We start from the raw sequence: 13,475 nt of genomic DNA, 5'->3' as shown, positions 1-13,475 counted from the left end.
TGTATGCCGTTTAGCCGCAGCCACGCCGTGACGCAATCGGCCAGTTGCGCGCACCTTAAACTTAAGGGCGTCAAAGGTATAGGCGCGGGGTGCGTCACTTTAATCGTTATTGGCGGGGAATGTGCATTGTTTGCGGATACCTCTGGGCTACAATGGAGCAATAGACGCCATGGAGGACAAAATGCCAAATTTCCATCGCTTTACGCTTGAAAAAGCAGTCGCGATACTTGCAGTTTGCGCTTTGTGGCTGTCGGTTCTGAGCGCAGCGGCTCGCGCGGCAGACATTACACCGTTCATAGGAGATTATATCGGTTCAGCCGAAGTCGTGGACGCGGATGGCACGACAACGCCCCGCGACATGAGCGTTTCCATCGTCGAGACCAAGAACGGTTTCAACGTCAGTTGGCGGACGACGACATACAAGCTGGATGGACGCGTAAAGGAACAGAAGTTCTCGATTGATTTTGTTCCGTCAGACCGCCCGGATGTGTTTTCGGCGGCGATGAAACGCAATGTCTTTGGTCACGAAGTCCCGCTGGACCCGATGAAGGGCGAGCCATTTGTATGGGGCCGCATCGTCGGCGAAACACTGACCGTGTTTTCTTTGTTCATTGACGAGGACGGAGGATATGAGTTGCAGCAATTCGACCGCACGCTTGCCCAAGGCGGGCTGAACCTCGCGTTTTCACGATTCATAGATGGTCAAAAATCACGATCGGTCGAGACTTTCCTGATGAAACGATAAACCCCGCGCCGGGCGGGGTTTGAAGGTTCATTTCCGAAAGCTGTCCAGCGATACGATATCCGCATCGTGATGTATTTCTTCTTCTTCGACTTCGATGTCGTCTTCGATGATTTGATCTTCTTCGATTTCGTCTTCCGGGCTTTCGAAGCGAAGGCCGAATTCCACGGATGGGTCCACGAAAGTCTTGATTGCAGAATAAGGGACGTACAGCGGTTCCGGGGCATCGCCAAAGTTCAAAGTGATGCCAAAGCCGAGGTCACCAACTTCGAGGTTCTCGAACCAGTGCTGCATGACGATGGTCATTTCTTCGGGATATCGTTCACGCAGCCAGTCGGCGATTTCCACACCATCTTCACGTGTGTCGAAAGTGATGAAAAAGTGATGCGCCCCGGGTAGACCGGTTTCAGAAACGTCCTTCAGCACTGTTTTGATCAGGCCGCGCATGGCGGTGTGCATCAGGTTTCCATAATCGATGCCTTGCGACATGTGTGATCCTCAAAAGTGGTTATGCTCAGCATAGGGGTTTTGTTCGGAAACGAAAGGGCGGGTACGACCGGATTGATCAGATATTGTGTGCAGCCAGGCCGGCAATCGACATCAGGGCAAGCACGGTTCCCATCCCTAATTTCAGTCGAAAAATCAAGGCCCCAGCAAGGATAGTTAGACCGAATGCGGTAAAATTCAACGCGGAAATCTGCGGCATGGGGATTGCCAGAGGACCCCATGATTTTTCAGACACCGATTCGAAAAGAACATTCAGGGCGAACCACACGGAAAGGTTGAGAATCACCCCGACGACGGCCGCGGTGATTCCATGCAGGGCCGCAGACAGGCGGGGACGCGCGGCCAGACGGTCGAGATATGGGGCCGCAAGAAAAATCCAAAGAAAGCACGGAACGAACGTCGCCCACAATGCAACTGCACCGGCTGCAAGCGCCAGCGTGAACCCGCCGGTCAGTTGCCCGGTCAGCATGGCGACAAACTGTGTGACAAGTATGAGCGGCCCCGGAGTCGTTTCCGCCAGACCCAGCCCATCAATCATCTGATCCGTGCTGATCCAGTGGTACTGGTCAACAACCGTTTGAGTCATATAGGCCAATACGGCATATGCGCCGCCAAAGGTCACAACGGCGAGTCGGGCAAAAAACCACCCCAGATCGCTCAGCAGTTGATGGCCTGTGACGCTCAGAGCGACAAGCGGGCCCAACCAAAGGGGCAACCAGACAGCAATCGTTCGCAGAGACCGCGCCAGATGTGGTGTTCCTTCTCGCGTGGGAGTTTCTACGGGTCCTTTGAAGGTCACGTACCCCCAGGCTGCGGCAACGAATATGATCGCCGGAAAAGGAAGGTTCAGCAGAAAAATGGCCAGGAAGGACAGAATTGCGATTGTTCGATGCTCGCGATCATTCAATGCTTTGCGCGAAAGATTGCGGAGCGCCTGCAAAACGATGACGATGACGGTTGCCTTGATGCCCGTGAAGGCCGACTGCACCAAGGGAACATCGCCAAATGCTGAATAGAGCGCGACCAGAACCGCAATCACCAACGCGCCGGGCAACACGAACAAGCTGCCGGCAATCAGCCCGCCGGCAACGCCGCGCAGACGCCACCCCGCATAAGTTGCCAGCTGCATCGCCTCGGGGCCCGGCAGCAACATGCACAGAGACAGGGCGCGCAGGTAAGTCTTTTCATCCAGCCAGGGTCGGCGTTCTACCAATTCCTGATGCATCAAGGAGATCTGAGCCGCAGGGCCGCCGAAAGACAGCAAACCGATCCTGCCAAAGACCTTGGTAATCTCGGCCAGTGTCGGTGTCATGACGTTCGCCCGGTGGGCCAGTCATGGCTTTCGTCAAATCCATCGCGCGCCCAGCGATACATCGCGTCGTAAAGATTCATCCCGGCTTTCAGGTTTTCATGGTCATCGCGATACTGCCTTGAAAGCCCGACGGACACCGCCAACAATCCGGCCGCTTCAGGCGCAAGCGCGTGCCGGTTCGTGTCCGCTGCCCGGATGACTGTCGCCAACCGGTCCAGCGCAGGGGAGTGAAGCCCGAATTCATCCAGCATGGTGTCAAACGTGCAATTGTCGCCTCGGTGGCTCCAGAACGTGTTCTCGATATCAAAAGGTGACGCCCCGAAAACAGTCGCAACGCTTTCGACTTCGCCGGGTGCCACAAACAGGAACTTGGCGTCGGGATCAACAAACCTGCGTATCAGCCAGGGACATGCGATTCTGTCGATCTTTGGCCGGTGACGCGTGACCCACAGCGTATGGCCACCAATTCGATCAGGAATGCGTGCTGCGGGCACACGTGGTGCATCGGCCATGTCGCGCCAGGCATGCATTCCACCTTCCAGATATTCGGCTTGATGCCCTTCGCTGCGCAACCAGGAGACAACGCCCTGGCTCAGCTTTTTGCCTTTCTGACAGATAATCACGGCTGGGCGATCGGAGATCTTGCACGAAAGCTCCCGAAGATCTGCGGCCGGGTGCCGGATTGATGCGGGGATCAGATAGGGATCTTCTTCAAAATCGTCATTCAGGCAGACGTCGAATAGAACGGGCACGTTCGGAGTACCAATCAGACGCAGGAGCTGTTTGGGAGAAATAGAGTTGGGCGATGCCATAGCATGTTTCCTTGTGACCGCGGATACATGCGAAACTTGGGCTGTCGCCTCACGGGGCGTTCGCAATCTTACCCCATGGCAATTGCTAGCGCGCAAGGGTCATGGGGGTCAAGATTGCTTTGGGTTCACGCCCAGTCCAGACGTTGCCCGGTCATGCATACGGGCAGGGTGTCCGATGGAAACTGGCCCAGTTCTTCAAAAAACGAGATGAAGTCAAAATGGTTGTAGGCTTCAACCATCTTTTCGTCCTTGAACCGCGCCATGACCTGGCCGGTGACTTCCATTGGCGCGCCATTGTCAGCCCGAAAAGTACGCACATGCAGAATGGCGGACACCCAGTCGCCGTTTTCGATGATCTTGGGCAATTCGACCTTGATGTCCCCCAGAATATGGCGGAACGCCATGACCAGATCCCGGAAATCGTCCGCACCGACCTGCATTTCCGGAATCAGCCCTTCGGCCATCGTTTCGGGTGCGAAGAACTGATCAATTGCTTCGGTGTTTCCATTTTCCCAAACCTCGGAGTACCACTTTCTGAGTATCTCTGAATTCGTCATCCCAGTTCTCCTGTCCAAGTGCTGGCAAGATGGCAAAAAGGAATGAATAAACTCTGAATCCGCCTAAGGGCGGGTAAATAAAATCAGACATGTAGGGGATTAATGCAGGTTTCTGTTGCCAGGTACCTGCGAACCCCGCCTTACGCGGCTAGGCGCAAGGGCTTAAGTTTCGGTCTTGCTACTGCTTACGCAGCAACTGCAACCGGAGCACGATTGTCGTTTGCAATTGTACTGTTTTCGCCGGTAACGGTGGCAGACAGCCGAGACAAAGCTAACCCCTTTAGACGTTCGTCGATCCTGTTTCGGCCCCAAAATCCCCAAACGAAGGATGGTTGGTGGAGCCGCCGGGTACCGCCCCCGGGTCCGATCCGCTTATTACGAGCGCGTTTATGTCCATAGTCCCGAAGGACGACTCTTATATAGGTGAGGTAATGGGTGGATGCAAACTCAGAATGAACGCAACCGTGTTTAACATTTCCAATCTGTTAGGTGGCTTTGTTGAAGTTTGCAGCAATCAGCCAGACGGCCAGAACCAGTTCGATTCCCCCAAAGATCAACGCCTTGGCAAAGGGGGGATTGTCCAGCGCGACCGACACAAACCGGCCCAGCGCTGCACCGGAATAGACAATGCCCAGCATGACATAGGCCATTGGGTTGTTCAGCCAGATAACGGCAATCCCCGTCACAACAAACAAACCACCGACCGAGGCGCGCATCTCGGACAACCCCATCGTGCTGTTGGTCGGGGCCAGATCCAGGGCCGACGCGGTGTGGGCCGGCGCCAGAAACCCGAATGCGCCGAACCCGATGGTCAGCAATGCCGCGATGACGTTCAGAGTTGCGACCATTCCGGCCCCCTTATGGTTCAGGCCGCGTAGGCGGCGTCAAAGAAATCACGTTCCAGTTCGACAGCGCGATGGAACAGTCGCGTGACCTCGGCCTGTTCGGCCGCATCCAGCGTCGGCCAGACGTTGTCCAGCTGACTGCGCAGATAATCCACGACGCTTTCGAACCCTTCGCCCGCATGTAGCGTGATCCATTCCGCAAACCAGAACGGCAAGCCGTCCTTGGGCGGGTTTTCCGGGCTGGCCCAGCTCAGGTAAACCCATTCCGCCACGACGAGCACCGCCAGCATGTTCTGATAACGGCCAGAGGCTGCGGCTTCGGCCATCAGATCCTGAAACGCGCGTGTGGCGGGCGCGGGCTCGGTGCTGGGCTCAGTGCCCAAAGCGTCCATCGCGCGCAGGAAATAGGTGTTCTCGGGGCCTGTGACCACCGCCAGAAACTGTGCGGCCGGTACGCTGTCTGCAAGGGTCGGCGCATGCGCGATGGCGCTGGCCAAAAGACGCACGAAACCGTCGACGAACTGATAATCCTGTTGCAGATACCAGCGCATCTTGTTCTCGGGCAGGGTGCCGTCAGACAACTCGCGGGTAAAGGCATGGATTGTGGCGGCCGTCCAGTCGTCGATTTTGCCCTGACGCAGCACTTCGGTTGGGCGGGTTTGGTCCTGCATTCGGAAGCTCCAGTTTTGTTTCGATGCAGACAAAGCGCGTTTCAAAACAAAGTACAAGGTCAGCCAAGTGCGGACCAAAGACCCAGACCACCGACCAGAATGAGGCTCAGTGCCCAGATGAGCTCCAGGTTGAACCAGCTGCGCGACAGGAATTGCAGACCGAGCCAACGATAGACCGCATAGGCCAAAAAACCGCCACCCAGAACCATGGCGGCCGTATGCAGTGCGGCGACGCCCAGAACCAAAATGGTGTTCGTGGTCATGATCTGAGAAATCGCTTGATGGCCCGCGTCCAGTTCATCCACGGCACACAGGCCCAGATAGATTGGAACCAGCATCAGGGCGGCCCCGTGGGCAAGCGCCACAAGAAAAGACCAAAGCGCGAGCCTGCTTGGCGGGATCCGCGAAAGAAAGCGGGGATGACGGCGGGTTATCGCGATGTACAGGCCCATGCCAATCACGACCAGAGCCGCGCCGATGCGGATTTCATTTTGATAATCGACCAGTACGGCCATCAGGGCAAAAGGAAGAAGTACGCCGAGCATGGCTACGAAATGCCCGCCAGCCAAAGCCGCGAGTGCACCCCAAAGCGCGGATTGGCGTTGTTCCATCAAAGCCGAAGACACCGCCAGTGGCCAGCCCATGCCGGGGTTCAGGCCGTGATAGGCGCCGCTCAGAACAACGGCCAGCCACAGGCCAGCCGTTGATGACATCAAAAATTCCAACTCAGACCGACGGATAGCAGAAGCTGTCGGTTGAACAGTCTCCGCCCTCCAACCGGATCTGGTGGCTGCGATAGCCCTTAGGAAACTCTACCCAGAACTTCGGATCCAATGTCAGACCACCATTCTCGCCGACATCAGCCTTGACCATGGCCGCACCACCTTCCTCGGGGTAGAACTGATCGTCCCACGTGGAATAGAGCGAATTGGTCCAATAGACGCGTTTGCCGTCGCGGCTGATTTCGACCATCTGTGGACCATAGCCAAAGGTTTGACCATTTGGATGCTTTGTCTTTTTGACGATTCCGCCGATCTCGACCTTGCCTGCCAGGGTTGGGTTCATCGGGTCGGATACATCGTATTGATGCATCTCGCCGGTTCCCCAGCACGCGACATAGAGGTACTTGTCGTCCAGGCTCAGGTCGATATCAGTGACCAGCGGCGGAACGGCTGAGAAGCCCTTCAGAAGGTCAGGAAGATCATCAGGATCAGCGGGTTGCGGATCGATTGTTATGGTCTTCTTGGCTTCGAACGTGCCGTCATCATTGCGCCACCAGGTGAAGATCGCACCTTGCAGGTTGGTCGTATCGACGACAACGCCGCAGAACCCGTATTGTTTTACGGGATCATGCGCGGGGCGGATTTCCAGGGCCATCTGATGGTTTTCGCCCAGATCGATGGTTTGAATATTCGTCCGGTTCCGAAGGTTCCAGAAATGGATCCGGTGGCCGTATTTGTTGGACAACAAATCCTCGGCCACCAGCCCGTTTTCGAATTGCGGCGGCAGGCCCCATTCGGAACTGACCATGTAGTCACGCGGCAGGTTCCACCAGAAATCATAATGCTTGTCCTGCACGCCGCGCTCGATCTCATAGCGCCCGATGATATCGAAGGTCTCGCAATCCATGATGAATATGCCCGGAGGGCCATCTGTGCCGTCGGGGCCGCCGCCACCAAGGGTGCTGACATAGATGCCCTCAGGCCCGCAATGGATCGTGTGCGGACGGGAATACCCTGTCTTTGCAAAGACTTCTTCGGGTTCGATGATCTTGTGAATCTTGGCCTCAAGCGGGTTTTTCACGTCAATGACATAAATCCGGCTGGATCGGATGCCCGGAATGATAAGATAGCGCCGCTCCAGAAACGCATGACCGCTCAGCGGCGACAGGGAAGAAGAACACGCGTTCCAGCCGAAATGGTGAAATTCGTCACCCTTTTCGGGCATGATCACCTGATGCACGATCTTTCCGAAATCGTCCGAGCTTGGATCGACATTCACAATCGCCAGCCCGTCAGGTTGAGAAAAGTCAGGGCTGAGCATCAGCGTGAATGCAAGCGTCTCAGCGGGGCCCTCCATCGCTAGTTTCGCGGATGGATAAAAACTTGGGTCCGGTCTTTGGTTCATAACGTCCTCCCGTAAGTCATTGAACTTCAATTCATATTGAGAGTTCCGATCTTGGCGCCGGATGACAATCTGCCCGCTTTTTTGCCCCTTGTTCTGATCTTGTTTCGAATGCGGCCCTCAGGTCGGTTTACGTTTGCTTTCGGCCACGTCATGGGCCAGCCGTCGTGTGTAATGTTCCAGATCAATAAGTGCGGTGTCTACGGTGTCTGCGTCTTTTGCCTCAAGCGCGTCCACTATTCTGCTGTGCAGTCCGATGATCTCTTCGCGGGATCGCGCCGTGAACGTGATCATGTTCATCAGCGGTTGCATCGCTTCCACGGCGCCTGCCAGCTGATAGGACAGGACCGGGTTGCCAGCCCCATCCACCAGCGCGCGATGGAAAGTCACGTCCGAGGCGCAAAATGCTTCGTCCGTCAGGCCCGGTTGGGACTGGCGGAATATTTCTGCCCGCATGGTCGCCAGGTGATCTGCCGTGCGCCGCTGCGCTGACAAAGGCGCACAGGCCCTTTCCAAGGCATATCGCGCCTCGCATGCGGTATCGAAGCTGACCGCATTCATCGACAGCAGCAATGTCGAAGTCGTGACTTGCTGAGAATAGGCATCCTCAAAGCTCAGGCGATTCACGAACGCTCCGCCAGAAGCGCCGCGTTGCGTGCGGATCAGGGATTGCGCGGCCAGCCGTTTCAATGCCTCACGCACGGTCGGGCGAGAGACCTGGAACTGATCCGACAACTCGGCTTCGGATGGCAGGCGCGCGTCCACGATCAGTTCACCCGATACGATCGCATCCCGAATGGCCTGGGCGATCTGGGCAGACAGGTCTGCGGTTTTCCGGGGCGCGGTTTTCATCTTCAAACGACCTTGGGCAAATTTTTATTTGTCTGACATTTAAAAGTCTGACATTTGAAAAGCAAGGGAGTTGAGTCGGGAGGCCGAAGTGAGTCGTACGTGGCTGCGCAGCGGAATGTGGCTGGGCTTTTATGTTCTGATCTTGTGGGCGTGGTGGGTCATGTTCTCGATGAGCCGGGACATGGACCTTGATCTGATCGGCCGTCCGGGGCCGATGGGGCAGGCGATGGCCGCGATGGATCCGCGCATGGATATGTACATGCCCATGGCCGAGTTCGGGCCGCTGTTTTCAATGTGGGCGATCATGATGGCGGCCATGATGCTGCCAACCCTGATCCCGACCCTGCGCAGTTACGATGACCTGATCCGCAGCGCAAATGGCAGCCGCGCCGGCTGGCTGGGGGTTCTGGCCGGGTATTCCATCGTCTGGGTCGGGTTTGCGGCCGTGATCGCAGGAATTCAGTTGGTTCTGCTGTTTGGCGGTGTTGTCGATATGCTGGGAATTGCCAAATCCGGATGGGTCGCGGGCGGCTTGATGATTGCCGTGGGCGCCTTTCAGTTTTCCCGCGCCAAAGAGGTGTGCCACGGTGTCTGCCATGCCCCGATGACCTATTTCCTGGGACATTGGAGAACCGGTTTTGCAGGTGGCGTGCGCATGGGCCTGGGTCTTGGCGCCTTTTGCGTCGGCTGTTGCTGGGGCTTTATGGCACTCGGCTTTGTCGGCGGTGTTATGAGCCTGTTGTGGATGGGGCTCGCGACCCTGTTCATGGTTTTGGAGAAACTTCCTCAGATCGGGCACGCCGTGACCCGTCCAATGGGGTTTGTGTTGATTGCGGGCGGTCTTGTCCTGCTCGTGTATCCAATTAGCTACGGAGGATAAGCCAATGGCTAAAAACAGAAAACCAGACGCCGACCGGCTGCCCGTCAGCCAGCGCATCGACAGCCGCATGCCCAATCCCAAGCGGCGAGAGATGAGCCCGACGGAATGGGCCATCAAGGGCGAGTTGATCCTGAATTGTTCATGCGACGTGTTCTGCCCCTGCGTGGTGTCGCTGGGCGCACATCCCCCGACGGAAGGTCACTGCCATGCTTGGATGGGCATCATCGTTGATGAAGGCCATTATGAAGGCGAGGATCTGTCGGGTCTGAATGTCGGCTTGCTGGTCGATATTCCGGGCCGGATGGGGGAAGGCCAGTGGAAAGTCGCCGCTTATGTCGACGAGCGCGCAAGCGGCAAAGCTTATAACGGTTTGTTGCAAATCTTCAGCGGTCAGGCGGGCGGCACGACCGGTCTGTTTACCATGCTGGTCAGCGAGATCATTGGTGCGGAACGGGCGCCGGTCCAGATTGAGCGCGACGGAAACAAACGTCGGATCGCGATTGGTCGCAAAATCCAGGGAGAGATCGAGATGCTTGCGGGCAAGGACCCGGAGCATCCGGTGATGGTCTCAAATTCCAAATACTGGATGGGACCTGACATCATCGTGGCGCGTGGCACCAAATCGAAGGTGCGCGACTATGGCCGGGTCTGGGACTTTGGCGGCAAGTCCGCAGAGATCTGCCCGATCGACTGGCACGGGCCCAAATGATGATCACGGGTGGGTATGCGCAGGAAATGGCGCGTTACAATCACTGGCAGAACAAACAGTTGGCAGAGTTTTTGCAATCTCTGACACCGAAGGAGCTGACCCTTGAACGCGGGGCGTTCTTTGGCTCGATCATGGGCACGGTGAACCATCTGCTATGGGGCGACTGGATGTGGATGTCGCGTTTCGAAAAGCGCGACGGGCCAGATGGCAATATTCTCAAGGCAGGCGGAGGTATCCATGAAAGCGTATACCTGTGCCCGGATCTGCAAAGCTGGTTGGCGTTACGCGAAAAGATCGATGCGCGTATCCTGAACTGGGCAGAAGGGCTGGGGGATGATCCGCTGACCGGATCGTTCACGTGGTATTCCGCCGCAAAAGAGGCTGATGTCACAATGCCTTACGCGCTGTGCGTGATCCATTTCTTCAATCATCAGACCCATCACAGGGGACAAGTGCACAAAATGCTGACCGAGACGGGCTCGGAAGCGCCTGTCAGTGATATCGTCTTTATGCCGCAGGAGGTATGAATGCCGCAGATTTCCGCCTCACGCCGCTTGCGGCGCACTCCGTTCTCTGAAGGAGTCGAAGCTGCCGGGGTCAAGGGCTATACGGTTTACAACCGCATGTTGTTGCCGACGGTATTTGAAAGTGTTGAAGCCGATTACCGGCATCTGAAGACCCATGTTCAGGTCTGGGATGTGTCGTGCGAGCGGCAGGTTGAATTGCGTGGCCCTGATGCTGCGCGTCTCATGCAGATGCTGACCCCGCGCGATCTGCGCGGTATGCTGCCGGGGCAATGTTTCTATGTGCCGATCGTTGACGAAACCGGCGGCATGCTGAACGACCCGGTGGCGGTGAAGTTGTCCGAAGACCGATGGTGGATCTCGATTGCCGACAGTGATCTGTTGCTGTGGGTCAAGGGTATCGCCGTTGGCTACCGTCTGGATGTGCTGGTGGACGAACCGGACGTGTCGCCGCTTGCCGTTCAGGGCCCGAAAGCGGACGAGCTGATGGCCCGTGTCTTCGGGGACCGTGTGCGCGACATCCGGTTTTTCAAATTTGATATGTTCGAGTTCGAGGGGCGCGATCTGGCCGTCGCGCGATCCGGTTATTCGAAACAGGGTGGTTTCGAGATATACGTGGAAGGTGGCGATATCGGCATGCCTTTGTGGAACGCCCTGTTTGCCGCCGGCGAAGACCTGCACGTGCGCGCAGGCTGCCCGAACCTGATCGAACGCATTGAGGGCGGGTTGTTGTCCTATGGGAACGACATGACCGACGACAATACCCCGCATGAATGCGGTCTGGGAAAGTTCTGCAACACGCATACTGCGATTGGCTGTATCGGTCGGGATGCCCTGTTGCGTGTCGCCAAGGAAGGGCCGGTGCAGCAAATCCGGCCAATCGCCATCGCCGGTGATCCGGTTCCGGGCTGCGATCGTCCCTGGGACCTGTTTGCAAGCGGCAAGCGCGTGGGGCAGGTGACATCGGCGGCCTGGTCTCCGGATTTTGAAACCAATGTGGCGATCGGTATGGTGCGCCTGAGCCATTGGGATGCCGGGACGGAACTGGAAGTGGAAACACCGGCCGGGATGCGCCGCGCGACCGTGCAATCGCATTTCTGGATCTAGCAGAATCAAGGACGCTGCCGCGTCGACCTCGGGATATTTTGAACCAGCTGACGACATGGGCTGGTCGCTGAACACGAAAGGAATGACAAATGTTCAATGCACTTGTGATGGACAAGGATGAAGAGAGCGGACTCGCCACCGGCTCGATCAAACAATTGTCGGTGGATGATCTGCCGCATGGTGATGTCACGGTTGCGGTCGAGTATTCCACGGTGAACTACAAGGACGGCCTGTGCCTGTCTCCGAAAGGGGGCGGGCTGGTGCGGGCCTATCCGCATGTCCCGGGCATTGACTACGCCGGCACGGTCGAGGCCTCATCGGATGACCGCTACAAACCCGGTGACAAGGTTGTTCTGACCGGATGGCGCGTTGGCGAGGCACACTGGGGCGGCTATTCGCAAAAAGCCAACGCGCGGGCCGATTGGCTGGTGCCGCTGCCCGATGGGCTGACAACGCGTCAGGCAATGGCTGTGGGCACCGCCGGGTTTACTGCGATGCTGGCGGTTATGGCGCTGGAGGATCATAGGCTGACCCCGGATCGAGGACCGGTATTGGTGACCGGGGCCGCGGGCGGTGTAGGGTCGGTGGCCACGGCCATTCTTGGTAACTTGGGCTATGAGGTCGCCGCGGTCACCGGACGGCCCGAAACCGGTGACTATCTGAAATCACTTGGTGCGACGACCATCGTGCCGCGCGACGACCTGAACGAGACTACAAAACGTCCCCTGGAAAGCGAAACATGGGCGGGCTGCGTTGATGCTGTGGGCGGCGCCATGCTGGCGCGTGTTCTGGGCCAGATGAAATACGGATGTTCAGTTGCTGCGGTTGGTTTGGCAGGGGGCGCTTCTTTGCCAGCGACGGTGATTCCGTTCCTGCTGCGCGGCGTGAACCTTTTGGGCATCGATAGCGTGATGCAGCCCTATGACAACAGGGTGCGCGCGTGGAAACGGATCGCCACGGATCTGCCGATGGACAAGCTTGAGGCGATGGTTCAACCGGCCGGTCTGTCCGATCTGCCGCAACTGGGCGCCGACATTCTGAAAGGTCAGGTCAAGGGGCGCGTCGTGGTGGACGTGAACGCCTGAGGCTGACCCATGAACTCAACCTGGCCGAAGAAACTCGGCCAGGTTCCGGAAAAGATGTTTGCCCAAATTGGTCGCAACACCTCTGGCCATTGATACAATTCCCGATCATGATTGCTATACATCCCAATTGCGATGGCGTAAGACCCATCCAAAGATTACCTGAAGACGGGGAGTGAGCAGAATGTCTGACGACTTCGAACTGGACACCGATGATCTGCAGCGCCGCATGGATGGCGCAATGGCCAATCTGAAAACCGAATTTGCATCATTGCGAACAGGGCGTGCTTCGGCCTCGATGCTGGAACCTGTCATGGTTGACGCTTACGGTTCGATGACACCGATCAACCAGGTGGGCACCGTGAACGTGCCCGAACCGCGAATGGTCACTGTAAACGTCTGGGACAAGTCACTGGTGGGTAAGGTGGAAAAGGCCATCCGCGAAAGCGGCCTTGGGATCAATCCGCAATTGAACGGCACCATCATAATGCTGCCGATACCCGAGTTGAACGAAGAACGTCGCCGCGAGTTGAGCAAGGTCGCCGGTCACTACGCGGAAAACGCGCGCATTGCGATCCGGAACGTGCGTCGCGATGGCATGGATCAGATCAAGAAGGCCAAGGCGGACGGCATGTCGGAAGATGACCAGAAGCTTTGGGAAAGTGAAGTTCAGGACATGACGGATGAGATGATCAAGGCCGTAGATGCTGCGCTCGAAACCAAGCAAGCCGAAATCATGCAGGTCTGAGCC

Annotated in this window: 16 protein-coding genes and 1 other RNA gene; 7 read left to right on the top strand and 10 right to left on the bottom strand. The window is 57.1% G+C overall.

Going from position 1 to position 13,475, the window contains the following annotated elements:
• The first annotated feature begins 181 nt into the window (after positions 1 to 181).
• A complete protein-coding gene (locus GOW31_RS04850) occupies positions 182 to 745 on the top strand; it encodes a hypothetical protein (RefSeq protein ID WP_171168264.1) in 564 nt (187 codons plus the stop codon).
• Between the two features lie 27 nt (positions 746 to 772).
• Here GOW31_RS04850 and GOW31_RS04845 read toward each other — a convergent pair whose 3' ends face one another.
• From GOW31_RS04845 to GOW31_RS04800, 10 genes are all read right to left on the bottom strand, one after another.
• Complete coding sequence (locus GOW31_RS04845; RefSeq protein ID WP_171168262.1) at positions 773 to 1,231, bottom strand: SspB family protein; 459 nt, start codon at positions 1,229 to 1,231, stop codon at positions 773 to 775.
• Positions 1,232 to 1,307: 76 nt separating this feature from the next.
• Positions 1,308 to 2,561, bottom strand: a complete 1,254-nt coding sequence (chrA, locus tag GOW31_RS04840; protein WP_171168260.1) for a chromate efflux transporter — start codon at positions 2,559 to 2,561, stop codon at positions 1,308 to 1,310.
• Positions 2,558 to 3,373 (bottom strand): sulfurtransferase/chromate resistance protein, encoded by an 816-nt coding sequence (locus tag GOW31_RS04835; RefSeq protein WP_171116033.1) that lies wholly within the window; start codon positions 3,371 to 3,373, stop codon positions 2,558 to 2,560. The genes chrA and GOW31_RS04835 overlap by 4 nt, the downstream gene beginning before the upstream one ends.
• Before the next feature lie 125 nt (positions 3,374 to 3,498).
• On the bottom strand, positions 3,499 to 3,930 hold the full coding sequence (locus GOW31_RS04830; RefSeq protein ID WP_171116031.1) for an ester cyclase: 432 nt from the start codon (positions 3,928 to 3,930) through the stop codon (positions 3,499 to 3,501).
• 101 nt (positions 3,931 to 4,031) lie between these two features.
• Positions 4,032 to 4,379: a transfer-messenger RNA gene (ssrA, locus tag GOW31_RS04825) on the bottom strand.
• 36 nt (positions 4,380 to 4,415) lie between these two features.
• Entirely contained in the window at positions 4,416 to 4,778 is a 363-nt protein-coding gene (locus GOW31_RS04820) for a DUF4345 family protein (RefSeq protein WP_171168258.1), read from the bottom strand.
• 17 nt (positions 4,779 to 4,795) lie between these two features.
• Positions 4,796 to 5,446, bottom strand: a complete 651-nt coding sequence (locus tag GOW31_RS04815) for a TenA family protein (protein WP_171168256.1) — start codon at positions 5,444 to 5,446, stop codon at positions 4,796 to 4,798.
• 59 nt (positions 5,447 to 5,505) lie between these two features.
• Positions 5,506 to 6,159: a hypothetical protein gene (locus GOW31_RS04810; RefSeq protein WP_171168254.1), complete on the bottom strand. Its 654-nt coding sequence runs from the start codon at positions 6,157 to 6,159 to the stop codon at positions 5,506 to 5,508.
• A 13-nt stretch (positions 6,160 to 6,172) separates the two neighbouring features.
• The gene (locus GOW31_RS04805; RefSeq protein WP_171168252.1) at positions 6,173 to 7,573 is read right to left on the bottom strand and encodes a selenium-binding protein SBP56-related protein; all 1,401 of its coding nucleotides are present in this window, start codon (positions 7,571 to 7,573) and stop codon (positions 6,173 to 6,175) included.
• Positions 7,574 to 7,690: 117 nt separating this feature from the next.
• Entirely contained in the window at positions 7,691 to 8,422 is a 732-nt protein-coding gene (locus GOW31_RS04800) for a FadR/GntR family transcriptional regulator (protein WP_171116021.1), read from the bottom strand.
• 115 nt (positions 8,423 to 8,537) lie between these two features.
• On the opposite strand from GOW31_RS04800, the gene GOW31_RS04795 reads away from it, so the two are divergent.
• The 6 genes from GOW31_RS04795 to frr all read left to right on the top strand — a co-directional run bounded on the left by GOW31_RS04795 (position 8,538) and on the right by frr (position 13,472).
• Entirely contained in the window at positions 8,538 to 9,302 is a 765-nt protein-coding gene (locus GOW31_RS04795) for a DUF2182 domain-containing protein (protein WP_171168684.1), read from the top strand.
• Between the two features lie 4 nt (positions 9,303 to 9,306).
• Positions 9,307 to 10,011, top strand: a complete 705-nt coding sequence (locus tag GOW31_RS04790; protein ID WP_152457918.1) for a DUF1326 domain-containing protein — start codon at positions 9,307 to 9,309, stop codon at positions 10,009 to 10,011.
• On the top strand, positions 10,011 to 10,538 hold the full coding sequence (locus GOW31_RS04785; protein WP_171168250.1) for a DinB family protein: 528 nt from the start codon (positions 10,011 to 10,013) through the stop codon (positions 10,536 to 10,538). Before GOW31_RS04790 ends, GOW31_RS04785 begins: the two co-directional genes overlap by 1 nt.
• Positions 10,539 to 11,642 carry a dimethylsulfoniopropionate demethylase gene (locus tag GOW31_RS04780; protein WP_171168248.1) on the top strand — a complete coding sequence of 368 codons (1,104 nt, stop codon included), beginning with the start codon at positions 10,539 to 10,541 and terminating at the stop codon, positions 11,640 to 11,642. It abuts the gene before it with no gap.
• An 89-nt stretch (positions 11,643 to 11,731) separates the two neighbouring features.
• Positions 11,732 to 12,727, top strand: coding sequence for an acryloyl-CoA reductase (gene acuI / locus GOW31_RS04775; RefSeq protein WP_171168247.1), 996 nt, complete (start codon positions 11,732 to 11,734; stop codon positions 12,725 to 12,727).
• 181 nt (positions 12,728 to 12,908) lie between these two features.
• Positions 12,909 to 13,472 (top strand): ribosome recycling factor, encoded by a 564-nt coding sequence (frr, locus tag GOW31_RS04770; protein ID WP_171116013.1) that lies wholly within the window; start codon positions 12,909 to 12,911, stop codon positions 13,470 to 13,472.
• The last annotated feature ends 3 nt before the right edge of the window (positions 13,473 to 13,475 follow it).

This window comes from Ruegeria sp. HKCCA0370 (genome assembly GCF_013033705.1).
GTDB lineage: Bacteria > Pseudomonadota > Alphaproteobacteria > Rhodobacterales > Rhodobacteraceae > Ruegeria.
Note: the sequence above shows the minus strand (reverse complement) of the source record. Positions and strands in the feature narration are given on the sequence as shown.

What these genes read in the sequence shown, in the direction of transcription:
- GOW31_RS04850 (WP_171168264.1), top strand. Translation starts at nt 182, where the DNA reads ATGCCAAATTTCCATCGCTTTACGCTTGAAAAAGCAGTCGCGATACTT.
- GOW31_RS04845 (WP_171168262.1), bottom strand. Translation starts at nt 1,231, where the DNA reads ATGTCGCAAGGCATCGATTATGGAAACCTGATGCACACCGCCATGCGC.
- chrA (WP_171168260.1), bottom strand. Translation starts at nt 2,561, where the DNA reads ATGACACCGACACTGGCCGAGATTACCAAGGTCTTTGGCAGGATCGGT.
- GOW31_RS04835 (WP_171116033.1), bottom strand. Translation starts at nt 3,373, where the DNA reads ATGGCATCGCCCAACTCTATTTCTCCCAAACAGCTCCTGCGTCTGATT.
- GOW31_RS04830 (WP_171116031.1), bottom strand. Translation starts at nt 3,930, where the DNA reads ATGACGAATTCAGAGATACTCAGAAAGTGGTACTCCGAGGTTTGGGAA.
- GOW31_RS04820 (WP_171168258.1), bottom strand. Translation starts at nt 4,778, where the DNA reads ATGGTCGCAACTCTGAACGTCATCGCGGCATTGCTGACCATCGGGTTC.
- GOW31_RS04815 (WP_171168256.1), bottom strand. Translation starts at nt 5,446, where the DNA reads ATGCAGGACCAAACCCGCCCAACCGAAGTGCTGCGTCAGGGCAAAATC.
- GOW31_RS04810 (WP_171168254.1), bottom strand. Translation starts at nt 6,159, where the DNA reads ATGTCATCAACGGCTGGCCTGTGGCTGGCCGTTGTTCTGAGCGGCGCC.
- GOW31_RS04805 (WP_171168252.1), bottom strand. Translation starts at nt 7,573, where the DNA reads ATGAACCAAAGACCGGACCCAAGTTTTTATCCATCCGCGAAACTAGCG.
- GOW31_RS04800 (WP_171116021.1), bottom strand. Translation starts at nt 8,422, where the DNA reads ATGAAAACCGCGCCCCGGAAAACCGCAGACCTGTCTGCCCAGATCGCC.
- GOW31_RS04795 (WP_171168684.1), top strand. Translation starts at nt 8,538, where the DNA reads ATGTGGCTGGGCTTTTATGTTCTGATCTTGTGGGCGTGGTGGGTCATG.
- GOW31_RS04790 (WP_152457918.1), top strand. Translation starts at nt 9,307, where the DNA reads ATGGCTAAAAACAGAAAACCAGACGCCGACCGGCTGCCCGTCAGCCAG.
- GOW31_RS04785 (WP_171168250.1), top strand. Translation starts at nt 10,011, where the DNA reads ATGATCACGGGTGGGTATGCGCAGGAAATGGCGCGTTACAATCACTGG.
- GOW31_RS04780 (WP_171168248.1), top strand. Translation starts at nt 10,539, where the DNA reads ATGCCGCAGATTTCCGCCTCACGCCGCTTGCGGCGCACTCCGTTCTCT.
- acuI (WP_171168247.1), top strand. Translation starts at nt 11,732, where the DNA reads ATGTTCAATGCACTTGTGATGGACAAGGATGAAGAGAGCGGACTCGCC.
- frr (WP_171116013.1), top strand. Translation starts at nt 12,909, where the DNA reads ATGTCTGACGACTTCGAACTGGACACCGATGATCTGCAGCGCCGCATG.